This window comes from Rhodococcus sp. IEGM 1302 (assembly GCF_030056935.1).
Classification (GTDB): domain Bacteria; phylum Actinomycetota; class Actinomycetes; order Mycobacteriales; family Mycobacteriaceae; genus Rhodococcus_F; species Rhodococcus_F qingshengii.
The window spans coordinates 1-22,097 of sequence record NZ_JASHKY010000021.1 but is presented as its reverse complement, the minus strand read 5'-3'; the positions used below and the strand labels follow the sequence as shown (position 1 = coordinate 22,097).

Here is a 22,097-nt window from a genome sequence, read left to right as displayed (position 1 = left end):
GCCTAGTCCCAACCGAGACCGCCTCGTCGCCATTCGTATGCGTATGCCACCGAGACGTTGACTATGAAAAGGCCCATCGCCGCGAGGCCGAACAGGCCGAGCGAATCGAAATGCACCGCCCACGGGTAGAGGAAAACGATCTCGATGTCGAAGATGATGAACAGCATTGCCGTCAGATAGAACTTGACGGGAAACCGCCCGCCACCGGCGGTACGGGGTGCCGGTTCGATTCCGCATTCGTAGGCTTCGAGTTTCGCCCTGTTGTACCGCTTCGGGCCGACCACGGACGCGAGAACAACCGACACCACAGCGAAGGCCATCGCGATGACCCCGAGGACGAGAATGGGGATGTAAGCGTTCATGTCACCCGAACTCCTCTCCGCTGTGCGGATGTCCGCCCAGCCCGAAGGTGCCGTTCGATTTCGATACTGCCAGCAATTCGATACTTATGTGACCTGCGACACCCACACTAGGGGAGGCCTCCGACATTGGGTTCGTTTTCGGGGTGCCGAGTTTCGCTCTCGAAAGTCCGAAGTAGTCGGCGCCGCAACGAATCACCGCTGCAACGGGTGCTCACCGGCTCAGTTGTCGACGCAGAAGCGCGATGACGGTGGAAGCAAGTTCGATCGGATCTATCGGCTGCGGCACTGAGGCTTCCGCTCTCGACCACGACGCCAGCCACGCATCGTCGGGTCGACCGGTCAGTACGAGGATCGGTGGACAGTCGGCGATCTCGTCCTTGAGTTGTTTCGCGACGCCCATGCCGCCCGCCGGACTCGCCTCGCCGTCGAGAATGGCGAGGTCGATTCCGCCGGCATCGAGCTTGGCTACGACGATCGGTGCCGTCGCGACCTCGATGTAGTCGATGGTGGGCATCGACGGATGTGGGCGCTCTCCGAGAGCGAGCCGAACTTGCTCGCGCGTGTGTGCGTCGTCGCTGTAGACGAGGATGCGCACGGGTGCCATGGAGTTGGGCTCTGCGGTCTCGGCGGACACGCGGCCGACGTTACTCCGGGCGGTCCCTGGCTACCGGCGAATCTTCAACATCGGCAGGGACTTCCGCGAAAACACAGCTCGGCTTCACGGCAAACGGCCCCTACCCGGCGATGAACGCCGGAAGTAAGGGCCGCCTGAATTGCGTGTGCGCTCAGAAGTTTTCGACGAACTTCGTCAGGCCCTTGCTCGCTGTTTCCAGCGCCGTCTTCTGTGCCTTCTTCACCAGGAAGCCCGGCAGCGGGATCTTGGGATCGATGGTCAGTTCGAAGGTGACTTTGGTTCCACCGTCGGTGGGAGTCAAGACGTACGAGCCGTCCTGCTGGTTCTGCTGACCGCTCTCCACGAGGGTCCAGGTCACCTTCTCGTCGCCCTCGAAGGTGTAGTCGACTACCTGCTCGTCGTTGATTCCCAGAATGGACACGGCCATGCGAACGCGATGGGGGCGACCGTCGTCGTGGGTGCTCTCGATGGTGATCTTCTTGTGTGCAGACGACCACTCCGGCAGCCGATCGACGGCTGCTACGGCCTTCATCACCGTTTCCGGATCAGCCTTGATCTCGAATTCCTTGACGCCCGAAACGGCCATGAACGTGCTCCTTCTCGCCTTGCGGCAACGGTTCGTGATTACTGCAGTTGCGCAATTAGATCATTCGGTGATCGGGTTGGCGTCGAGCTAGTCCATGCCGTTCTTGCGCATCTGGTCCCGCAATGCGCCCTGGACGGCTTGTGAAACCCACGAGTTGAGGGAGACTCCGTTCTGATTGGCGGCCTCCTCGGCGCGGGCTTTGATCTGTTCCATCATCCTCAACGTCACCCGGCTGATATCTCCGCTGACGTCGTCGAACGAGTAGGTTGAGTCCTTCTTCTCGTCGTCTGCCTTCTCGTTTGCACCTTCGCCGCCGGTCGAGTTCGGCGGGCGAACGACGTCGACCAGTAATTCGCTTCCGTCGAGATTCACCTTGACCTCTCGGTCGCCCAGCTTCGCCCCGATCTCCTTGGCCAGTTCCGTCGCCGCGGCCAACAAGACCAGGCGGACCGAGGGTTCGATGGCGGCGGACAACGACGCCGCAATCCGGCGCGTGTGATCGTCGCCGAGTTCGGCTGCAGTGGCGAGGTCGTTCTGCAGCTTTGCGGTGTACTCCGAAATGTCCATGACACCACAGTGGCGTCAAAAGTGACGTCAGTCAAGGATGTGATGACGTCACTCGGTATCGAGGGCGGTCGACCGCTATAGAGTTGCCCAGCACCTGAGGCGAACGGCGCCCGGGTTTCGTGCTGGTCGTTTCGTGCTTGTCGAGGAGTGGGTTGTGCCGAACACGGTGTCACTGAAAGTGCAGTTGGTGGCGAAGTCCGAGTTCTTCCCGCCCGAGGACATTCCGTGGGAGACGGACGCGGATGGTGGCGAAGCGCTGGTCGAGTTCTCCGGTCGAGCCTGCTACCAGAGTTGGTCCAAGCCGAATCCGCGAACCGCAACCAACGCCGGCTATCTGAGGCATCTGCTCGAGGTCGGACACGTTTCGGTGCTCGAGCATGCGACAGTGAGCTTCTACATCACCGGTATCTCGCGCTCGTGCACTCACGAATTGATTCGTCACCGGCACTTCTCGTACTCGCAACTCTCGCAGCGATTCGTCCGTGAGAACGATGCAAACGTCGTCGTGCCTCCTGCTGTCGAAGGTGATCCCGAGCTCGAAGCACTGTTTCTGAATGCCACCGACGAAAGCCGTCGCGCTTACGGGGAACTGCTGACTGCCCTCGAAGGGAAACTGCAATCGGTGCCCGGTGCCCCGATGCGGGGCAAGCAAGCCAGGCAGGCTGCGCGCTCGGTGCTGCCCAACGCCACCGAGACGCGCTTGGTCGTGACCGGGAACTATCGGGCCTGGCGGCACTTCGTCGAGATGCGTGCCACCGAACATGCGGATGTCGAGATCCGGCGAGTCGCGGTCGAGTGCCTGCGTCAGCTTCGTGATGTCGCGCCAAATGTGTTCGGGGACTACGAGATTCTTCGCGGAAGCGACGGATCGGAAATTGCCGTCAGCGCATTTGCGGCCGAGTCGTGACTCGTGTGCAGAAGTAAGAGCTGAACCGGGTAACCTTCTGACCATGACCTACGGTGATTCCGCTTCTCTTGTCGAGCGTCCGTTCGGCACCATTTCCGTTGCGATGGTGACCCCGTTCACTGCCGACGGGAAGTTGGACGTCGACGCGGGAGTGCGCCTCGCAGCCCATCTCGTCGACAACGGCTGTGACGGCCTCGTTCTTGCCGGTACCACCGGTGAATCTCCCACCACCACCGAGTCCGAGAAGCTCGACCTGCTCCGCGCAGTGATCGACGCCGTCGGTAACCGCGCGAAGATCGTTGCAGGCGCCGGCAGCAACGACACCGCTCACAGCGTCGAACTCGCACGTGACGCGGCTCGCGCCGGAGCGCACGGTCTGCTCGTCGTCACCCCGTATTACTCACGTCCGCCCCAGGCCGGACTGTTTGCACACTTCACCGCCGTCGCCAACGCGACCGACCTGCCCGTCATGTTGTACGACATTCCGCCCCGCTCCGTCGTTCCCATCGAGACCGAGACGATCCGCCGACTCGCCGAGCACCCGCGAATCAAGGCCGTCAAGGACGCCAAGGGCGACCTCAACGCCGGCGCAGAGTTGATCGGCACCACCGAGCTTCAGTTCTTCTCCGGCGACGACCCGCTGAATCTGCCGTGGCTCGCTGTCGGCGCCACCGGCTTCGTCAGCGTCATCGGCCATCTTGTTCCGGGTCGTCTCCGTGACCTTCACACCGCGTTCGTGTCCGGCGACATCGCCCGCGCACGCGAGATAAACCTCAGTTTGATCCCTGTGATTCGTTCCGTTGCCCGCCTCGGCGGTGTCAGCGCTTCGAAGGCGGGTCTGCGACTCATCGGAATCGATGTCGGAGAACCACGCCTTCCGCAGGTTGCACCCACTAAAGAGCAGATCGACGGTCTTGCCGCCGATCTGCATGCGGCAGGAGTTTTGTAAATGACCCGTCCCCCCCGACGTCGTAGTGCCAGTCGTCAAGCCGGTCCGCCTTCGCCTCCGGCTCCCGAAACGGCCGCAAAGGCCGCACCGGTAGAGGCACCAGCTGCGCCGGCGGCAGAAGCGGCCCCCGCCGCAGCCGCCCCGCCCAAGAAGGCCGCAGCAACCAAATCTGCAGCAACCAAGTCCGCTGCCACCAAATCTGCTGCACCCAAGAAGTCGACCGAAGAGAGGTCGCCGCGCAAATCTTCCGGCGGTAACCGACCGGCAGCATCGAAGTCGGGCAACGGGCGCGGAAACAAGCGCCCCGAGAACCGTCCGGCCGTCGATCCCACGGGTCGCCTCGGAACACCCCCGAAGGCGCCGGCATCGGGTCTGCGCATCGTCGCGCTGGGCGGCATCGGCGAAATCGGTCGCAACATGACGGTGTTCGAGCACCGTGGCAAGTTGCTGATCGTCGACTGCGGTGTGCTGTTCCCCGAGGACCAGCAGCCTGGCGTCGACCTGATCCTCCCGGACTTCCGCTACATCGAAGACCGTATGGACGACGTCGAAGCCGTCATCTTGACTCACGGACACGAGGACCACATCGGTGCTCTGCCGTTCTTGCTGCGTCTGCGCGCGGACATTCCGGTCATCGGCGCGAAGTTCACTCTCGCTCTCGTTGCCGCCAAGTGCCGCGAGCATCGCCTGCGTCCGAACCTGGTCGAGGTCGTCGAGGGAAACACCACCACCCATGGCCCGTTCGACTGCGAGTACTTCGCGGTCAACCACTCGATTCCCGACGCTCTCGCGATCGCGATTCGCACCGACGCCGGCGTCGTACTGCACACCGGTGACATCAAGCTCGATCAGCTGCCTCTCGACGGCCGCCTGACCGACCTCGCCGGATTCTCCCGCCTGGGCGACGAGGGCGTCGACCTGTTCCTCGTCGACTCGACGAACGCCGAGGTTCCGGGATTCGTCACGCCCGAGCGCGAAATCGGGGGAGTGCTCGACAACGTCATCGGCAAGGCGAAGCAGCGTGTCATCGTGGCATCGTTCGCCAGCCATGTGCATCGCATCCAGCAGGTCGTCGACGTAGCCGCTCGGTACAACCGCCGCATCGTCTTCGTCGGCCGCTCGATGGTCCGCAACATGCAGATCGCCCAGGATCTGGGCTACCTGACGGTGCCCGACGGCCTCGTCGTAGACATCGACACCGCCGCCACCCTTCCCGACGATCGCCTGGTGCTCATTTCGACGGGTTCGCAGGGTGAGCCGTTGGCAGCGCTCTCGCGGATGGCGCGCGGCGAACACCGTCAGATCAACATCCGCGCCAACGACCTTGTCGTTCTCGCGTCTTCGCTGATCCCGGGCAACGAGAACTCCGTTTTTGCCGTGGTCAACGGTTTGGCCAAGCGCGGTGCCACCGTCGTGACCCAGCAGAGCGCCAAGGTTCACGTCTCGGGCCACGCGTCCGCCGGTGAGTTGCTCTACCTGTACAACGCGGTTCGGCCCACCAATGCCATGCCCGTCCACGGTGAATGGCGGCACCTACGTGCCAACGCCGCGCTGGCAAAGGCAACCGGCGTGCCGGAAGAGCGCATCGTATTGGCCGAGGACGGCGTCGTGGTCGACATGGTGGACGGCCTCGCCGAGATCGTCGGACGCGTACCGGTCGGACACGTCTACGTCGACGGTCTGTCCGTCGGCGATGTCGGTGAGCCGACGCTGTCCGATCGTCTCGTGCTCGGTGAGGGCGGCTTCATCGCGATCACCATCGTCATCAACGAGTCGACGGGCCGTGCGGTCAGCACCCCCGAGGTGTCCGGTCGCGGCTTCTCCGACGATCCGACTGCGCTCAAGGCTGCCGCGGATCTCGTGGAATCGGACCTGGCCCGGTTGGCGAGCGAAGGCGTCATCGACGCTCATCGCATCGCGCAGTCGGTGCGCCGCGTCGTCGGACGCTGGGTTGCGGACAAGTACCGCCGCCGTCCGATGATCATTCCGACGGTCATCGCGGTTCCGTAGATTCGGCACAGCAGGTCGCTTCCGCTCGAACCCGGTCCGGTTCGAGTACTTTGGCGAAGGTGACCTTCGCTCATGACGAACGACTCGCCCTGGTGGACAGCATGGTCGAATTCGGCCCCGATGCTCCGACACTGTGTGGGGAGTGGACCAATCGTGACCTGGCAGCACATCTGATAGTCCGGGAGCGGCGTCTCGACGCCGCTCCCGGAATCATGTTGAGCCCTCTTGCCGGTCACACCGAGAGCGTGCGTAAGGCCGCAGCGGCGCGTCCGTGGGAGGAGATCCTCGACGACGTTCGGAGTGGGCCGCCTCGGTGGTCGCCGATGTACTGGCTCGACGCGCAGGTAAATACCACGGAAATGTTCATCCACCACGAAGATGTACGACGCGCACATCTGAACTGGGCGCCGCGTCCGTTGTCGGAGGGTCGGCAGGCTCAGCTGTGGAAGTACGCCCGGCAGATCGGCAAGATGGGTTACCGCAAAGCCGCTGTCGAGGTCATTTTCGAACTTCCGTCCGGCGAGAGTGCGGTCGTCCACAAATCCGGCTCTCGCAGTGTTGTCCTGCAGGGTGAACCCGCCGAGTTGCTGCTGCACGCTTTCGGTCGCAACGAGGTGAAGATCGAAGCCAAAGGTGAACTGGCCGACGTTCAATCCGTGATGGCGCTCGATCGCAGTTTCTGATGGCCCCCTTCTGCCGGAGCCGAGCTCGACAGACGGGTTGTGAAGATCACGTTTCGCACTCGCCACCAGTGTTGCTGGTGTTGCGGATGGTCCAGATGGGGTCGCACAGACTAGCCTGAACTCCATGGCAGGTAAGTCGAGCGCCCGGGGATCCAGTACAAGCACGTCTACGTCCAGGGCATCGACCAGGTCGTCAGCCTCTACTCCGAGCGCGCGCGCAACCGCAAAACCTCGTGCCTCGCGCACCACGCGAACCGTATCGACTCCTCGAAATGTCACGACTTCGGCCAGGGCTGGTGGGCGCCCCGCGTCGGGCAAAGGCTCCAAGCCGGCGCCCAAGAAGGCGTCCGGTACGTCGTCGGCCGCGCGCCGCCCGGTATCGAAAACCTCTCAGCGGGCCAGCCCGTTGGCCGCTGTAGGCAAGGGAATCGGAGCCGGGTGGTCCCTGGCTGCCCGCGGCGTCGGCGCCACCACACGCACCGTCAGTAAGGTCGGCGAGATCGAAGCCGGCCACCGCCGCGACGGAATAGCGCTCGGCCTGATCGCATTCAGCGTCGTCATCGCCGGTGGCGTCTGGTTCAAGGCCGGTGGTCCGATCGGCGGCGGCATCGACACCCTCGTGCGGGCGATCTTCGGCGCGGCCTCGGCCGTGCTCCCCATCGTCGGCGTCGGCCTCGCGATCCTGTTGATGCGCACCGAACCGAAACCTGAGATCCGGCCCCGACTGATCATGGGATCGCTGCTGGTCGGTCTGCCGGCGCTCGGCCTCTGGCACATCATCTCGGGTTCACCGACAGACGCCACCGGTCGCTCCAACGGCGCAGGGTTTGTCGGATACGTCGTGGGCGGCCCGCTCACCAACGGGCTCACCGTCTGGCTGTCTGCGCCGCTGCTGGTCATCGCCGCCGGATTCGGAATCCTCCTTCTGACCGGAACGACTCTGCGTGAGGTGCCGAGCAAGTTCCAGTCCTTCTTCGGCGCCTCGTATCGCTCGGATGAATACGGCGACTACGGATCCGAATTCGACGAGGACGGTGAGCACCACTACGGCGAATCTGCTTACGATCCTTCACTGTTCGACGCCGACGGCTACCCGGTCGACACCTACGCCGAGCCGCCGCTCAAGCCCGCCAAGCGGACCAGCCGACGCGCACCGATCGACAACTACCCGACGGACGAGTTCGAATCCGGAGACAAGAAGACCGAAGTCCTCGGTCTGTGGAACGCCGACGACACCGCAGTACCCGACGAGCCCGTCGCGGCTGCGGCAGCGCCCGTGGTGGAGACTCCGGCGCCGCGCCCCAAGGTGCCTGCGCGTTCGGTCCCCATCGCCAAGCCCGTGCCGAAACCCGAACCGGAGCCGGAGGAGAAGGAACACTTCGTCACCGATCGGGTCACCGACGGCGACTACAACCTCCCGCCGACGACGTTGCTGATCGAGGGAGACCCGCCCAAGCTCCGCAGTTCTGCGAACGACGCGATGATCGAGGCGATCAGCGAAGTCCTCGAACAGTTCAAGATCGATGCCGCTGTTACCGGTTTCACCCGCGGACCGACGGTGACACGCTACGAGGTCGAACTCGGCCCAGGCGTGAAGGTCGAGAAGATCACCGCGCTCGCCCGCAACATCGCGTACGCCGTGGCAACCGACAACGTCCGCCTCCTGGCCCCCATTCCGGGTAAGTCCGCGGTGGGTATCGAGGTACCGAACTCCGACCGCGAAATGGTCCGCCTCGCCGACGTTTTGAACGCGCCGAGCACCCGACGCGATCACCATCCGCTGGTGATCGGTCTGGGTAAGGACATCGAAGGTGACTTCGTCAGTGCGAACCTCGCGAAGATGCCCCACCTTCTGGTGGCAGGTTCGACCGGCTCGGGTAAGTCGAGCTTCGTGAACTCGATGCTCGTCTCGTTGCTCACCCGAGCAACGCCGGAAGAAGTACGGATGATCCTCATCGACCCCAAGATGGTCGAGCTCACGCCGTACGAAGGTATCCCGCACCTGATCACGCCGATCATCACTCAGCCGAAGAAGGCAGCGGCAGCGCTGGCCTGGTTGGTCGAGGAGATGGAACAGCGCTACCAGGACATGCAGGCCAACCGGGTGCGTCATATCGACGACTTCAACTCCAAGGTCAAGTCCGGCGAAATCACCGCCCCGCTGGGCAGCGAGCGCGTCTACCGTCCGTACCCCTACATCCTGGCGATCGTGGACGAGCTGGCAGACCTCATGATGACCGCGCCGCGCGACGTCGAAGAAGCAATCGTCCGCATCACGCAGAAAGCCCGTGCTGCCGGTATCCACCTGGTGCTGGCAACGCAGCGCCCGTCCGTCGACGTCGTCACCGGCCTGATCAAGACCAACGTGCCTTCGCGTCTGGCGTTCGCGACGTCTTCACTGACGGACTCGCGAGTCATCCTCGATCAGCCCGGCGCCGAGAAGCTCATCGGTATGGGTGACGGCCTCTTCCTGCCCATGGGCGCGGGTAAGCCGACCCGTATGCAGGGCGCGTTCATCACCGACGAGGAAATCTCGGCGGTTGTCGACTTCGCGAAAAACCAGGCCGAGCCCGAGTACACCGAAGGTGTCACCGCACAGAAGGCCGGGGAGAAGAAAGACGTCGACCCCGACATCGGCGACGACATGGATGTCCTCCTGCAGGCCGTGGAATTGGTCATCACGAGTCAATTCGGTTCGACGTCGATGTTGCAGCGCAAGCTACGAGTCGGGTTCGCCAAGGCCGGCAGACTGATGGACCTCATGGAAAACCGCGGCGTCGTCGGACCCAGCGAGGGCTCGAAGGCACGCGAGGTGCTCATGAAGCCCGAGGAGCTCGACGGTCTGCTGTGGTCGATACGCGGCGGCGACCCGGATGAGGCACCTGCAGACGAGTAGGGACACCTCGGCGGACAAGCCGTCGACAGACGACCGGAGGAACCCGTGCATGTGACGCCGTTGGCTTGGGGAATCACGATCGTGGTGATCCTCGGCCTGTTCGTCTTCGACTTCTTCGCCCACGTCCGCACGCCACATGCGCCCACGTTCCGGGAGTCCGCATTCTGGTCGACGGTCTACATCTCGATTGCCATCGTCTTCGGCCTCGTCGTGATGTGGATCTGGGGCACCACGTACGGCGGTGAGTACTTCGCCGGCTACGTCACGGAGAAGGCGCTCTCGGTCGACAATCTGTTCGTCTTCGTGATCATCATGTCGACGTTCGCCGTCCCGCGAGAGTTCCAGCAGAAAGTCCTGCTGATAGGCATCGTCCTCGCATTGGTGATGCGCGGAGTCTTCATCGGAGTCGGCGCCGCCGCCATCAATGCGTACAGCTGGGTGTTCTACCTCTTCGGTGCGTTCCTGATCTACACCGCGTACACCCTGATCCGCGATCACGGGCATGAGAAGGAAGCCGAGGAGAAGCGCGACAGTCGCATCATCTCACTCGTGAAGCGGGTGCTGCCGACAACCGAGGAATACGACGGGGACAAACTGATCACCCGGATCGACGGCAAGCGCGTCGTGACACCGTTGTTGTTGGCGCTCATCGCAATCGGGTTTGCCGACGTGCTCTTCGCACTCGATTCGATTCCGGCGATCTACGGTCTGACCCAGGAACCGTATCTGGTGTTCACCGCCAACGCCTTCGCGCTGATGGGTCTACGGCAGCTGTACTTCCTGATCGGTGGGTTGCTCGAAAGGCTGGTCTATCTCTCGTACGGGCTCTCGATAATCCTGGCGTTCATCGGTGTGAAATTGGTACTTCACGCGTTGCACGAGAACACCCTCTCGTTCGTCAACGGAGGTGAACACGTCTCCGTCCCGGAAATCTCCACGGCACTCTCACTCGGAGTGATCATCGGAGTATTGGCGGTGACGACGGTCGCGAGCCTGTTGAAGACTCGCGACCGGGCGGGGGAGTAAGCCGGGGCCGGGGCTCTCAGGCGCTGAACTGACCCAACACCGGAACCCACTCGGTGATCCGGACCTTCTCGATCAAATCGGCGATCGCGAACGGATCGTGGGTGAAGAGGAGGGAAACGGTGTCGGCGTCTGCGGCGTCGACGATGATCAGCGCGCCGTTTCCATCTGCAAACGGGCCGGATGACAAGACGATCGAGCGGGAAACCAGATCCGCGAGCCACGCGCGGTGATCGCTACGGACTTCGTCGCGCTGAGCGTTCTTCTCGGGCGCGTAGGTGTATTCGACGAGGAACAACGACATCGTGAACCGCTTTCGGGGCTGGTGATCGAGATGGTGGTGTGTGAAGAGTCTGAACGGTTCAGAGAGTCAGGAGCATGCGAGTATTGCCGAGTGTGTTGGGTTTCACATAGCTCAGATCGAGGAACTCGGCGACGCCGGCGTCGTAGGACCGACACATTTCCGCATAGACCTCGGCGGTGACGGGGGTGCCGTCGATCTCCGCGAATCCGTGACGGTGGAAGAACTCGGTCTCGAACGTCAAAACGAACAACCGTTCCAACTCCAATTCCTTGGCGACCTCGATGAGTTTGTCGACGACGTGGAAACCTGCGCCCTGGCCTTTGGCAGTCGGATCGACTGCGACGGTGCGGATCTCACCCAGGTCCGCCCACAGCACATGCAGTGCGCCGCAAGCGATTACCTGGTCACCTCGCTCGGCGACCCAGAACTCCTGGACTGCCTCGTACAGCGTCACGAGATTCTTCTCGAGGAGGATCTTGCCGGCGTAGATGTCGATCAGACGCTTGATTTCGGGGATGTCCGACGTTCGCGCGCGACGCACGATCAACTGGCTCTCGGTATAGGTCGGCGCGGTCGAAGTCATGTGGTGCACATTAGTCAATGGCCCTACCGATATTCTAAGTCGCGTGCCTGTCCGCCCCACGCAATTCCCGCGCCGCTCGGCTTTGTCCCGGGTTCGGCTCACCGCCTGTGCGGTGATCCGATGAGTACCCCGCGCGATCAGACCGACGCCCATCGCGCCGCCGTCGGCCCGTCCGACGGCACACCTGTCGCGGACAACCCGGTTCCGTTGCTGAACATCGCGAACATTCTCACGATGGTCCGAATGGTTCTCGTTCCGGTTTTTCTCGTTGTTCTGTTCGTCGACGGCGGACACTCGACGTGGTGGCGTCTCGGGGCAATGGGCGTGTTCATCGTCGCCGCGATCACGGATCGGATCGACGGCCAATTGGCTCGGAAGTACGGTCTGGTCACCGATTTCGGCAAACTCATGGACCCGATCGCGGACAAGGCACTGATCGGCGCCGCGCTGATCGGTCTCTCGGTTCTCGGTGACCTGTCGTGGTGGGTGACCGGAGTGATCATCGCCAGAGAACTCGGAATCACGCTGTTGCGGTTCGCGGTACTGCGGCACGCGGTCATCCCGGCGGGCAAGGGCGGCAAGCTCAAGACCCTCGTGCAGGCCGTCGCGATCGGGTTCTACCTGTGCCCGCTGCCGAGCAGTTGGGACATCGTCAGCGGATTGCTGATGGCTGCTGCCGTCGTGCTGACGGTGGCGACGGGAATCGAATACATCGTGCAGGCGATCAGGCTTCGCGCCGGAGTTCGCGCAGTCGAGTCATGACGGACCCGCTGCTCGCACTCGGAGTGGTCGAACTCGTCGACGCCCTTGGCGCCGCGAGGCAGACTGTCGCCGCCGCCGAATCTCTGACGGCTGGCTTGTTCACGGCTGCGGTCGCGTCCGTGCCAGGGTCGAGCGCGGTGCTGCGTGGGGGCCTGGTCGTGTATGCGACCGACCTGAAAGCGACGCTGGCGGGCGTGGATCCCGAGCGTCTGGCAACGGACGGCCCCGTGTCCGAGAGCACCGCCGTGGCTTTGGCGCTCGGCGCCCGGACGAGGTGCGGCGCCGACTGGGGTATCGGACTGACCGGAGTCGCCGGTCCGAGTGAGCAGGACGGACACCCGGTCGGAACGGTGTTTCTCGGTATCGCCGGCCCGGACGGAACCGAATGCGTACCGCTCGCGCTCGGCGGCGAACGGTGGGAGATTCGGACAACCGCAGTCGCAACTGCCGTGTCGCGGTTACGTGATCGTGTCGCAGAGCGTGCGGCACGATAGGCTCGGGAACCAATCGGATGTGTTCGGACGTTGACGATTGTGAAGACGTACGACCATGCACGATGAGGTCACGGATGAAGGAGGAGCGAGATGGCGCTGCTATTGCGTGAGGCAATCGGTGACAGTCTCCGGCGTACGCGCGTTTCGCAGAGCCGCACGCTACGTGAGGTGTCGAACAGCGCGCGTGTGAGCTTGGGCTATCTGTCCGAAGTGGAACGTGGGCGTAAGGAAGCATCGAGCGAATTGTTGGCGGCGATCTGTGATGCGCTCGCAGTCCCACTGTCCGACGTGCTGGTCGACGTGAGCGAGACCCTGGCCACGAAGAAGAGCGCTCCGGTAGCTGGTCGGCAGGTTGCCGAACCTGCCGTGTCTGCTTCCGGCTCTGTCTCGGCTTCTGGTTCGCCGACTATCGCACGCGACACCCGCGTCGTGATTCCGGCACCGAACGCTCGAAGGTTGGCGGCGGCGTAGCCACTACCGGCCGTAACCGATAGATTTTGTACGTAACCGCCGGTTTCCAGCAGGTGGGGTCAGAGCAGATAGGGCGCAGCCCTTGTTTCGGTGCGCGACGGTCGCGCTCCGGGTCGCGTTCGGCGCGGCGCATCAGATGGAGGCAGGATCAAACCAATGGCTAATCCTTTCGTCAAGGGCTGGAAGTACCTGATGGCGCTCTTCAATTCGAAGATCGATGAGAAGGCAGATCCAAAGGTTCAGATTCAGCAGGCGATCGAGGACGCACAGCGCCAGCATCAGGCGTTGTCCCAGCAGGCTGCGTCGGTGATCGGTAATCAGCGTCAACTCGAGATGAAGCTCAGCCGTCAACTCGACGAGGTCGAAAAGCTCAACGCCAACGCGCGCCAGGCCGTCAACCTCGCCGATCAGGCCGCTGCTGCCGGCGACAACGACAAGGCGATCCAGTACACCAACGCTGCCGAAGCTTTTGCGGCCCAGTTGGTGACGGCCGAGCAGGGCGTCGAAGATCTGAAGGCACTGCACGACCAGTCCTTGCAGGCCGCCGCTCAGGCCAAGAAGGCTGTCGAGCAGAACGCGATGACTCTGCAGGCAAAGGTTGCCGAGCGCACCAAGCTGCTCAGCCAGCTGGAGCAGGCCAAGATGCAGGAGCGCGTGAGCGAGTCCCTTCGGTCCATGGACAGCACGCTGTCGGCTCCCGGCAACACACCCAGCCTCGATGCTGTGCGCGACAAGATCGAGCGGCGTTACGCCGACGCACTCGGCTCTGCCGAGCTCGCCCAGAACTCCGTTCAAGGCCGCATGATGGAGGTCCAGCAGGCCTCGGTCCAGATGGCAGGGCACAGTCGCCTCGAGCAGATTCGTGCTTCCATGAAGGGCGAGGCACTGCCTTCCGGCGGCGCAGCAGCCACTCCTGCGACTCCGTCCGTCGAGAAGCAGCCCCCGGCTGCCGGTCAGACCGGGCAGTAGCCGAATCCTCGATGTCGGCAGTGATGCTCTGATGTTTTCTTCACGAGACGGTCGATCTGGGCGCGAGCCCCGGTCGGCCGTTCCCGTTTCCGTATCCGGCGCCTTCGGAGCGTTGGGACGCACCGCGGACACATTGCGCGAGGTCGGACTGTCTGCGGCGGATGCCGCTCGGCGGTGGCAGGACCCGCGCGCCAAATTCGAGCGCAAACGTGCCCGTGCACGTCGACGCGCTCAGCGTTGGGGTTTCATGTCCGGCGGATCAGTGGTCGGCACGGCCGGCCTTGCTGTTGCGTCGGCCCCCGAGTGGTCGGTGGTCGTGGCAGGCGGGGGAGCGGCACTGTTCGCGGTTCCCGCCGTCATCGCGGTCGGCCGTTACCGTTCGATGAGTTCCGGCCCACCGCCGCCGGCGCCGATTCGCCGGCGCTTGCCACCGTCGTCGTCTCGCGCGTTCATCCCGATGTCTCGCCTCATCGGCGCCGAGACTTCGCTGTTCGAGATCTTGAGTGTGCTCAGACGCGCCGACACCATCGACCCCGGTGAGTTGGACGAAATCACTGTTACCGCCGATTCGGCACTGAGAGCGATGTTCGCGGTGTCTTCGGATGTCGTCGCGATGGAACGCGCTGTGGCCGCGACGCCGAAGGTAACCGAACCTCTTGATCCCACCATCGACGGCGCAGTCCGTGAGTTGCAGTCGGGGTTGGATCAGTACGAGGATCTGGTGACTTCGGCAGCTGCTCTGACAGCGCCTCACGGCCCGTCGGCGCTCGTGGGATTCAACCGAGAGCTTTCGGCGCTGCACGCGGCCGCCGAGCGGCTCTCGGCGCTTGCCGACGCCATCGGCGAGGTGGACGACATCACCCGCAAGTACAACTGATCGGCTCTCGCGCCTGATCGATGCACACTGTTCGACATCTCAGTCGTCGGCGCCGCGGGCCGCCAATGCTTCGCCCATTGCGTCCGCGGTCATCAGGGTGCCGACGATGACCGGCACTGCGAAGGATCGCAGCGAGAATCCGAGCCCTCGCGCCTTGCGTGCCTCGGACACCTGTGTGATGACCTCGAACATCAGCGGGATACACCGGATCGTCATTGCGAGGAGCAAGGCGATCCGTTCGGGATTGATGCCGAAGCGTCGCAAGGGTGTCAGAAATCTGGTGATCGCGTCGAGCATCTCGGAGATCCGTGTGGTCAGACCCATGATCGCCGCGAAGGCGATCGAAATGATCAGAACCCCGCAAACGACGGCCGCTCGCTGCCATCCCGCGACTACCAGCTGGAACGCCCCGATGAAGAGCAACATCCACAGCGCCGGACGCAGCTGCCGGATTGCAGTCATCGGAGGAATGCGCGCAATCGCGTACAGGGCCACAACGACGATCGTGGGAGCTGCCAGTTGCCACGGCTCACGCACGAAGATCGAGACGGCGAGGATGGCCACGACCAAGGCGAAGAGCTTGATTCCCGTCGGCATCCGGTGCAGGAGTGAGCGGCCCGGACGGTAGACGCCGAGAGTGGTCACGAGACCAACGACCGGTAGTGATCGATGGAGTCGGCGGGGGAGCCGTCAGCGACGACGCGGCCTTGGTCGACGACCAACACCCGTTCGAAGGACTCGAGGAGATCGAGTTGGTGGGTCACGACGATCAGTTGCTGATCGAGTGACTCGAATACCGAGCTGATCAGCCGAGAGTTGCGAAGGTCGAGGAGCGTGGTGGGTTCGTCGGCGACGAGTACGTTCGGTTCCGTCACCATGATGGCCGCGAGCGCGAGGAGCTGTTTCTGCCCGCCCGAAAGCTGGTGGGTGGGATGGTCGGCGTGCCCGGCGAGGCCGTAGCGTTCGAGCACCGAGGCCACCTTTGCGGCGCGCTCGGCTTTGCCCAATCCGCTACGGCGGAGCGAGAATTCGATGTCCTCGGCAACCGTCGGCATCACGATCTGGTGGTTGGGATCGGTGAAGACGAATCCGACCTGCTTGCGTACGTCGCGGCCCTTCTTCGCCGTGTCCAAGCCGTTGACGTGGACGTGTCCTTCCGTCGGAACGACCAGTCCGTTGATCATGCGAGCGAGCGTCGACTTGCCGCTTCCGTTCGCACCCACGATTCCGATTCGCTGCTCGCTCAGTCGCAGATCTATCTGCTGCAGGACCGTTCGTTCACCGAAGCTGTGTCCGACGTTCTCGAAGACGATCTCACTCATCGGAGATTAATTCGCCACCACGGTCTTGTTCGACGAGATCACCGAGTCGCGCAGTAGTGCCGGGTATGCCCGGTGAACCTGGGACGCGACCAACGCGGTGACGACTGCTTTTGCGGCGTCGAGCGGGATGAAGGCGGCGTTGGCCGACCATGCGGCAACGAAGCTCATGTGTCCGCGGACCATCATTCCAACGATGCCGAACGCGTAGAGAACGACGACGCCGCCGAGAAGGTTGATGCCGATGCCCGCGATGATCCGGTACTTGGGCAGCATCTTGGCGGTCAGCCATCCGATGACAAACGCCGTCGGGATCCAACCGATGAGGAATCCGGCTGTCGGGCTCGATAGAGACACGAGTGCGGTGCGACCGCCGGCAAGGACCGGTAGACCGACCAATCCCAGAGCAATGACCGTCAGGACGGCGAGAACACCCTTGCGCGGTCCGAGTAGAGCGCCGGCCATCATGACGCCCATGGACTGAAGGGTGATCGGCACGCCGGAAATGCCGATGTTGATCGACCCGGGTAGGCCCAGCGCGATGATGAGTGCGGCGAAGACGGCTACATGCGCGAGATCGCGAGCGGGGAAACGGGTCGTAGACACTGCGGACGTGCTCCTTCGGCATACGGGATCGAACTTCGCGAGTTTACGCCAGGAGCAAGCTCCCATGGGTTGGACACCTGACCTGCGTGAGGGCCGGTCTCGGGGTGAACCCTGATCTTTACCTGAACTTGCCGCTGAGCTGCTGCTTTGTCACGCCAGACCTGTCAGGCTGGTTCTACGGACGACGCAGCACCTGTCCGATTCGACTGATTATTCAACGGCACGTTGGAGGTAAGCATGTTTTGGAAGATCGTTTTGGCCGTCGTACTGGTGTGGGTCGCACTCGCGGTGGTCGGTGCGCTGATCAAGGGGCTTTTCTGGGTTCTGGTGGTCGGCGCTGTCGGCTTCGGAATCTACTTCCTGGTGAAGGCGATGTCGGGAAGTGACGACAATTCGCCCGCTTCGCGGTTCTGACGGGCAAGATCTGCCCTATGGAAAACTTCCCCGAGGACTGGCAGCGCGCGATTGTCATCGTGGCGCATCCCGATGACATCGAATACGGCGCAGCCGCAGCAGTGGCGCAGTGGACCGATCGCGGCAAAGACGTGCGATATGTCCTGGCCACGCGCGGCGAGGCCGGAATCGCCGGTCTGTCGCCCGAGGAGTCCGGCCCGATCCGCGAGGAAGAAGAGCGTCGCTCGGCCGCGATCGTCGGTGTCGGTGAGGTGGAGTTCCTCGGCCTGCCCGACGGTCGTCTCGCGGAAGGCTTGGAGTTGCGCTCGACTCTCGCCGCAGCAATTCGCCGCCACCGTCCGGAATTGGTGGTGACGATGAACTTCTCCCACACCTGGGGCCCCGGCTATCTGAACAGCGCAGATCACCGTGCACTCGGGATCAGCGTTCTCGACGCAACTGCCGACGCAGCAAACGAATGGATCTTTCCCTCGTTGACGGCGCAGGGACTGGCGCCGTGGCCCGGTGTTCGGTGGGTTGCGGTCAATACGATGACTCCCACACACTGCGTCGACGTGACGTCGACGGTCGATCGCGCCGTGGATTCGCTCGCGGAACATGCGCGATATCTGGCGGCGCTGAGTTCCACGCCGATCCGGGAACAGGCGCGCGCACAGATCGACATGGTCAGCGGACCGAAGCCTGGTTTCGACGCCGAGCGAGCAGTTGGTTTCGAGTTGTACTATTTCTGATGATCTCTGAGCGAGAGAAATCGCAAGTCCCGACGGGATTACCGGTGACTTGTCCGGTATTGTGTTACACACGATGGTAATCCGTAACGCAGATGACTCATTTGCCCCTCGCAAGGCAGATGGTCAGCGCATCCCCAGCCGCGAGATCGACGACGTGATTCTTGACGCAGCAAGGTCGTGTGTCCTCGATTTCGGAATGCAGCGAACCACACTTGCCGAGATCTCGCGTCGCGCCGGCGTGAGCCGACCGACGGTCTACCGGCGATGGCCGGACACGCGAGCTGTCGTCGCGGACCTGCTCACCCGGGAGATCCGATCGGTGCTGCCCGAGGTGACCTTCAACGGGTCTGCCGGCACGTTGCTCGTGGAGGCGATCGGTGACGTCGTCGGCCAGATTCGCGACCATCCGCTCTTCGTGAAAATTCGGCAAGCTGATCAAGAATTGCTGACGACCTACATCGTGGACCGGCTCGGCGCGAGCCAGAAGTCGATTCTCGAGCTGATCACATCCGTTGTCGCGGCCGGCCAACAAGACGGTTCGATTCGCGAGGGAAGCGTCAACGAGATCGCGGCGATGGTTCTACTGATGGCTCAGTCCGTCGTCATTTCTGCGCCGACTCTCGAGCCGGAGCTTTCCTCCGATGCGTCGGTCGAGCAACTTCGATATGCGGTCGCTGCTTATCTGGCACCCGTCAAGAATTCGGGAGAATAGCTGTGAGCCCCCTAGATTCAGCAGGCAGCGATTCAGCGCTCAACGCACAACGGCGTACTCGTGAACTCGAGCAGTTGGCGAACGGCGATTCGGTCGACGTCCTGGTGATCGGCGGCGGAATCACCGGTGTCGGTGTCGCTCTCGACGCTGTGACTCGTGGGCTCAGTGTTGCGCTGGTCGAAAAGCACGACCTCGCGTTCGGCACCAGCCGCTGGAGTTCGAAACTCGCACACGGCGGCCTTCGGTACCTGGCTTCCGGCAATGTCGGTATAGCGCGTGAAAGTGCGGTCGAGCGCGGCATTCTCATGACGCGCACCGCGCCGCACCTCGTTCGCGCCATGCCTCAACTCGTACCGCTGTTGCCCGAAACGTCGTTCTTCGGGAAGGCCCTGGTGCGTACCGGTTTCCTGGCCGGTGACGCTCTGCGCATGTCGGCGCGAACCCCGGCTTCGGTGCTGCCCAGATCACGGACGGTCAGCGCTGCGCGGGCGCGCGAATTGGCTCCCGCGGTCAAGCAGGAGAACCTACGAGGCGCCTTGACCGCGTTCGACGGGCAGCTCATCGACGACGCCCGCCTCGTCGTCGGTATCGCCCGAACCGCAGCGTCGCACGGCGCCCGAATCCTGACCCGCGTCGGTGCATACGACGTATCCGGAACGTCGGCCACCTTGCGCGACGAGTTGACTGGATCCGAGTTCTTGATGCGTGCCCGCGTCGTGGTCAATGCGACCGGTGTCTGGGCTGATCAGGTCGACTCCAGCATCACCCTGCGCCCCAGCCGCGGGACGCACCTGGTGCTCGATGCAGCGCGATTGGGGAACCCCACGGCAGCGCTGACCGTGCCGATTCCCGGCGAGACCAACCGTTTCGTCTTCGCCCTGCCCGCCCAGCTCGGCCGGATCTACCTCGGGTTGACCGACGAAGCAGCGCCGGGACCGGTGCCTGACGTACCGACGGCGTCCGAGGACGAGATCGACTTCCTGCTCGACACCGTGAACACGGCGTTGGAAGTTCCGCTGACCCGTGGGGACGTCTTGGGGACCTTCGCGGGTCTGCGTCCGCTGCTGGACACCGGTGAAGGCTCGACGGCCGACCTCTCGCGCAATCACGCTGTAGTCCGTTCGGACTCGGGCTTGGTCACGGTGGTAGGCGGAAAACTCACGACGTACCGCAAGATGGCCGAAGACGCCGTCGACGCTGCGGTCGAGGTCGGGTCGCTGAGCGCCGGGGCATGTCGGACACGCGCGTTGCCGCTGGTAGGCGCTGCATCACCGGCGGAATTGAAGAAGATCAAGGCACCCGCGTCATTGGTGGCGCGATACGGCACCGAGGCCGAGGTCGTTGCCGCGGCGAGCGGCGATCGTCTCCGGTCGGTTGCGGACTTGGAGATCTGCGGTGCCGAGTTCGATTTCGCGGTGTCGCATGAAGGCGCCCTCGACGTCGCCGACGTCCTCGATCGCAGGACGAGAATCGGATTGGTGGCTTCGGATCGCGAACGCGCACTGGGTGCGGCGGAACAGGCCTTTCACTCGGTGTGACACTCTGATCCGGTGCGTGTAGCCGTTGTTGCCGGGCCGGACCCGGGTCATGCTTTTCCCGCAATAGCGTTGTCGCTGGCGTTGATCCAGGCCGGCGACGAACCGATCCTGTACACGGGGACCCGGTGGGTCGAGGCAGCGCGAGCAGCCGGCGTGGAAGCCGAGCCGCTCAAGGGCTTGGCCCCGCGGCCGGGAGACGACGATCTTGATGCAGGCGCTCGGATTCATTCGCGCGCCGCCTATATTTCCACCGAACTGCTTCCCGACCTGAAGTCCGTCTCCCCGGATCTCGTCGTTTCCGACATCCTCACTGCCGGAGGCGGATTGGCCGCCGAAAGACTTGGCATCCCCTGGGTGGAACTCTCGCCTCACCCGCTGTACTCACCTTCACGGGGGTTGCCGCCGATCGGCAGTGGGCTCGCGCCCGGCGTCGGAATTCGTGGTCGACTCCGCGATACCCTGATGCGCGCAGCGACGGGACGTTCGATCAAGCAAGGGTTGGCCCAGCGATCCCAGGCCCGTGTCGGTGTCGGACTGCCCGCTCTGGATCCCGGTCCGCAAGCGCGGCTGATCGCAACACTTCCGGCCCTCGAAGTGCCTCGCCCCGACTGGCCGGAGCGCGCTCACGTCGTCGGACCGCTTCTGTGGGAGCCGACCGAGGTGATTCTGGATCCACCGCCAGGTGACGAACCGCTGGTTATGGTGGCGCCGTCCACGGCGCACACCGGCGCAGTGGGAATGTTCGAGGGCACGGTCGAAGGACTCGGCGGAGCCGGTGTGCGGCTGATCGCGTCGATGCTCGACGGGGCTGAAGGTGAGCATCCTGATTGGGTTCGTGCAGGTCTCGGACGCCAGGACGCGATGCTGCGTGACGCGTCGGTGTTGGTATGCGGCGGCGGGCACGGCATGTTGGCGAAGGCCCTGCTGGCCGGCGTGCCGACGGTCGTCGTTCCCGGGGGCGGGGACCAGTGGGAGTTGGCCAATCGCGCTGCGCGGGCAGGGACGTCGGTGATCGTGCGGCCCGCAGATGCTCAGTCGATTCGCGATGCGGTACTGCAGGTGCTCTCCGACGGACGATTCGCGGAAGCTGCGAAGTCTGCTGCCGCGACTGCGTCGCAGGTCATCGATCCGGTGGCGGTGTGCCGACAGGTGGTCAACGGTGGTGTGACGGCGTGAGCACGTTGCGCCTGAATGCAGGTGCACCGCTCTGTGGACTACGGTGGCGGCTGTGCGGTTGACCGAATTTCATGAAATGGTGCGCGAAGAGTTCGGGCAGGTACGAGGCGACTCGATGCTGATCGACCATGTACTCCAGAGTCTCGACGGAATGACTGCCGCGGAGGCCGTCGAAGCAGGCTGGGAGCCTCGCGAGGTGTGGCGTGCGCTCTGTGTGGAGTTCGACGTACCACCCGCCCGCCGCTGATTCTTCGGCGTGTCGAACGTCTCCCATCTTCTGTTCGAACACGTGTTCGTCTATGCTGAACCTGTTCGGTGGTGACGCTCCTTTGGTAACTGCGAACTTTCGATGTTCTACAAACGCGGTGACCTACAAACGCGGTGATCGACAAGCGCTAAAGCAAGATCGAAAAGTCTGTCGGTGGCCGGATCTACTCTGATCGCAACACACCAACAGGGTCGGCTCAGGCAGGCGCTGAAGAGACGGAGTCTGCTCAGGCAGGCACTGAAGACTGAAACAAGGA

General features: G+C 63.4%; 26 protein-coding genes. 17 read left to right on the top strand and 9 right to left on the bottom strand.

The annotated features are described in order from the left end of the window. Nucleotides 1-2: 2 nt before the first annotated feature. The 4 genes from QM609_RS22625 to QM609_RS22610 all read right to left on the bottom strand — a co-directional run bounded on the left by QM609_RS22625 (nucleotide 3) and on the right by QM609_RS22610 (nucleotide 2,149). Nucleotides 3-362: an NADH-quinone oxidoreductase subunit A gene (locus tag QM609_RS22625; protein ID WP_003942165.1), complete on the bottom strand. Its 360-nt coding sequence runs from the start codon at nucleotides 360-362 to the stop codon at nucleotides 3-5. Between the two features lie 211 nt (nucleotides 363-573). After that, entirely contained in the window at nucleotides 574-966 is a 393-nt protein-coding gene (locus QM609_RS22620) for an Rv3143 family two-component system response regulator (RefSeq protein ID WP_042450864.1), read from the bottom strand. A gap of 181 nt (nucleotides 967-1,147) precedes the next feature. Continuing rightward, a complete protein-coding gene (locus tag QM609_RS22615; protein WP_003942203.1) occupies nucleotides 1,148-1,582 on the bottom strand; it encodes an SRPBCC family protein in 435 nt (144 codons plus the stop codon). A gap of 87 nt (nucleotides 1,583-1,669) precedes the next feature. After that, nucleotides 1,670-2,149 (bottom strand): toxin-antitoxin system HicB family antitoxin, encoded by a 480-nt coding sequence (locus QM609_RS22610; protein WP_003942206.1) that lies wholly within the window; start codon nucleotides 2,147-2,149, stop codon nucleotides 1,670-1,672. Nucleotides 2,150-2,303: 154 nt separating this feature from the next. On the opposite strand from QM609_RS22610, the gene thyX reads away from it, so the two are divergent. From thyX to QM609_RS22580, 6 genes are all read left to right on the top strand, one after another. Next, nucleotides 2,304-3,056: an FAD-dependent thymidylate synthase gene (gene thyX, locus QM609_RS22605; RefSeq protein WP_003942250.1), complete on the top strand. Its 753-nt coding sequence runs from the start codon at nucleotides 2,304-2,306 to the stop codon at nucleotides 3,054-3,056. A 43-nt stretch (nucleotides 3,057-3,099) separates the two neighbouring features. Further along, nucleotides 3,100-4,005, top strand: coding sequence for a 4-hydroxy-tetrahydrodipicolinate synthase (dapA, locus tag QM609_RS22600; protein ID WP_003942142.1), 906 nt, complete (start codon nucleotides 3,100-3,102; stop codon nucleotides 4,003-4,005). Further along, on the top strand, nucleotides 4,006-6,015 hold the full coding sequence (locus QM609_RS22595) for a ribonuclease J (protein WP_050655788.1): 2,010 nt from the start codon (nucleotides 4,006-4,008) through the stop codon (nucleotides 6,013-6,015). A 59-nt stretch (nucleotides 6,016-6,074) separates the two neighbouring features. Next, nucleotides 6,075-6,698, top strand: a complete 624-nt coding sequence (locus QM609_RS22590; protein WP_007735153.1) for a TIGR03085 family metal-binding protein — start codon at nucleotides 6,075-6,077, stop codon at nucleotides 6,696-6,698. Nucleotides 6,699-6,822: 124 nt separating this feature from the next. Next, a complete protein-coding gene (locus tag QM609_RS22585; protein ID WP_030535561.1) occupies nucleotides 6,823-9,594 on the top strand; it encodes a DNA translocase FtsK in 2,772 nt (923 codons plus the stop codon). A 45-nt stretch (nucleotides 9,595-9,639) separates the two neighbouring features. Continuing rightward, nucleotides 9,640-10,620 (top strand): TerC family protein, encoded by a 981-nt coding sequence (locus tag QM609_RS22580; protein WP_050655789.1) that lies wholly within the window; start codon nucleotides 9,640-9,642, stop codon nucleotides 10,618-10,620. 16 nt (nucleotides 10,621-10,636) lie between these two features. Here the strand turns inward: QM609_RS22580 and QM609_RS22575 are convergent, their stop codons facing one another. Both QM609_RS22575 and QM609_RS22570 read right to left on the bottom strand, forming a co-directional pair. Then, nucleotides 10,637-10,921, bottom strand: a complete 285-nt coding sequence (locus tag QM609_RS22575; RefSeq protein ID WP_003942124.1) for a YciI family protein — start codon at nucleotides 10,919-10,921, stop codon at nucleotides 10,637-10,639. Between the two features lie 58 nt (nucleotides 10,922-10,979). Then, the gene (locus QM609_RS22570; protein WP_019748183.1) at nucleotides 10,980-11,504 is read right to left on the bottom strand and encodes an amino-acid N-acetyltransferase; all 525 of its coding nucleotides are present in this window, start codon (nucleotides 11,502-11,504) and stop codon (nucleotides 10,980-10,982) included. A gap of 120 nt (nucleotides 11,505-11,624) precedes the next feature. Between QM609_RS22570 and pgsA the strand changes: the two genes are divergently transcribed. The 5 genes from pgsA (at nucleotide 11,625) to pspM (ending at nucleotide 15,077) form a co-directional block, all read left to right on the top strand. Continuing rightward, complete coding sequence (gene pgsA / locus QM609_RS22565; protein WP_003942125.1) at nucleotides 11,625-12,266, top strand: CDP-diacylglycerol--glycerol-3-phosphate 3-phosphatidyltransferase; 642 nt, start codon at nucleotides 11,625-11,627, stop codon at nucleotides 12,264-12,266. After that, nucleotides 12,263-12,760, top strand: a complete 498-nt coding sequence (locus tag QM609_RS22560; RefSeq protein ID WP_003942100.1) for a CinA family protein — start codon at nucleotides 12,263-12,265, stop codon at nucleotides 12,758-12,760. The genes pgsA and QM609_RS22560 overlap by 4 nt, the downstream gene beginning before the upstream one ends. A gap of 90 nt (nucleotides 12,761-12,850) precedes the next feature. Further along, nucleotides 12,851-13,231, top strand: coding sequence for a helix-turn-helix domain-containing protein (locus QM609_RS22555; RefSeq protein ID WP_003942191.1), 381 nt, complete (start codon nucleotides 12,851-12,853; stop codon nucleotides 13,229-13,231). A 156-nt stretch (nucleotides 13,232-13,387) separates the two neighbouring features. After that, nucleotides 13,388-14,200, top strand: a complete 813-nt coding sequence (gene pspA, locus QM609_RS22550; protein WP_003942098.1) for a phage shock protein PspA — start codon at nucleotides 13,388-13,390, stop codon at nucleotides 14,198-14,200. Between the two features lie 31 nt (nucleotides 14,201-14,231). Beyond that, on the top strand, nucleotides 14,232-15,077 hold the full coding sequence (gene pspM / locus QM609_RS22545) for a phage shock envelope stress response protein PspM (protein ID WP_228233000.1): 846 nt from the start codon (nucleotides 14,232-14,234) through the stop codon (nucleotides 15,075-15,077). Nucleotides 15,078-15,116: 39 nt separating this feature from the next. Here the strand turns inward: pspM and QM609_RS22540 are convergent, their stop codons facing one another. From QM609_RS22540 to QM609_RS22530, 3 genes are read right to left on the bottom strand one after another with little or no spacing between them, the layout of a single operon-like run. Next, entirely contained in the window at nucleotides 15,117-15,722 is a 606-nt protein-coding gene (locus QM609_RS22540; RefSeq protein WP_050655790.1) for an energy-coupling factor transporter transmembrane component T family protein, read from the bottom strand. Next, a complete protein-coding gene (locus QM609_RS22535) occupies nucleotides 15,719-16,399 on the bottom strand; it encodes an energy-coupling factor ABC transporter ATP-binding protein (RefSeq protein ID WP_007735161.1) in 681 nt (226 codons plus the stop codon). Before QM609_RS22535 ends, QM609_RS22540 begins: the two co-directional genes overlap by 4 nt. A 6-nt stretch (nucleotides 16,400-16,405) precedes the next feature. After that, the gene (locus QM609_RS22530) at nucleotides 16,406-17,002 is read right to left on the bottom strand and encodes a biotin transporter BioY (protein ID WP_007735162.1); all 597 of its coding nucleotides are present in this window, start codon (nucleotides 17,000-17,002) and stop codon (nucleotides 16,406-16,408) included. Between the two features lie 225 nt (nucleotides 17,003-17,227). Between QM609_RS22530 and QM609_RS22525 the strand changes: the two genes are divergently transcribed. The 6 genes from QM609_RS22525 (at nucleotide 17,228) to QM609_RS22500 (ending at nucleotide 21,820) form a co-directional block, all read left to right on the top strand. Next, a complete protein-coding gene (locus QM609_RS22525; RefSeq protein WP_020907519.1) occupies nucleotides 17,228-17,416 on the top strand; it encodes a hypothetical protein in 189 nt (62 codons plus the stop codon). 17 nt (nucleotides 17,417-17,433) lie between these two features. Further along, entirely contained in the window at nucleotides 17,434-18,147 is a 714-nt protein-coding gene (locus QM609_RS22520) for a PIG-L deacetylase family protein (protein ID WP_050655791.1), read from the top strand. 73 nt (nucleotides 18,148-18,220) lie between these two features. Next, nucleotides 18,221-18,859 (top strand): TetR/AcrR family transcriptional regulator, encoded by a 639-nt coding sequence (locus QM609_RS22515; RefSeq protein WP_050655792.1) that lies wholly within the window; start codon nucleotides 18,221-18,223, stop codon nucleotides 18,857-18,859. 2 nt (nucleotides 18,860-18,861) lie between these two features. Then, entirely contained in the window at nucleotides 18,862-20,397 is a 1,536-nt protein-coding gene (locus QM609_RS22510) for a glycerol-3-phosphate dehydrogenase/oxidase (protein ID WP_050655793.1), read from the top strand. 12 nt (nucleotides 20,398-20,409) lie between these two features. Then, a complete protein-coding gene (locus QM609_RS22505) occupies nucleotides 20,410-21,573 on the top strand; it encodes a glycosyltransferase (RefSeq protein ID WP_050655794.1) in 1,164 nt (387 codons plus the stop codon). A 52-nt stretch (nucleotides 21,574-21,625) separates the two neighbouring features. Next, nucleotides 21,626-21,820: a DUF3046 domain-containing protein gene (locus QM609_RS22500; protein ID WP_003942185.1), complete on the top strand. Its 195-nt coding sequence runs from the start codon at nucleotides 21,626-21,628 to the stop codon at nucleotides 21,818-21,820. Nucleotides 21,821-22,097: the final 277 nt, after the last annotated feature.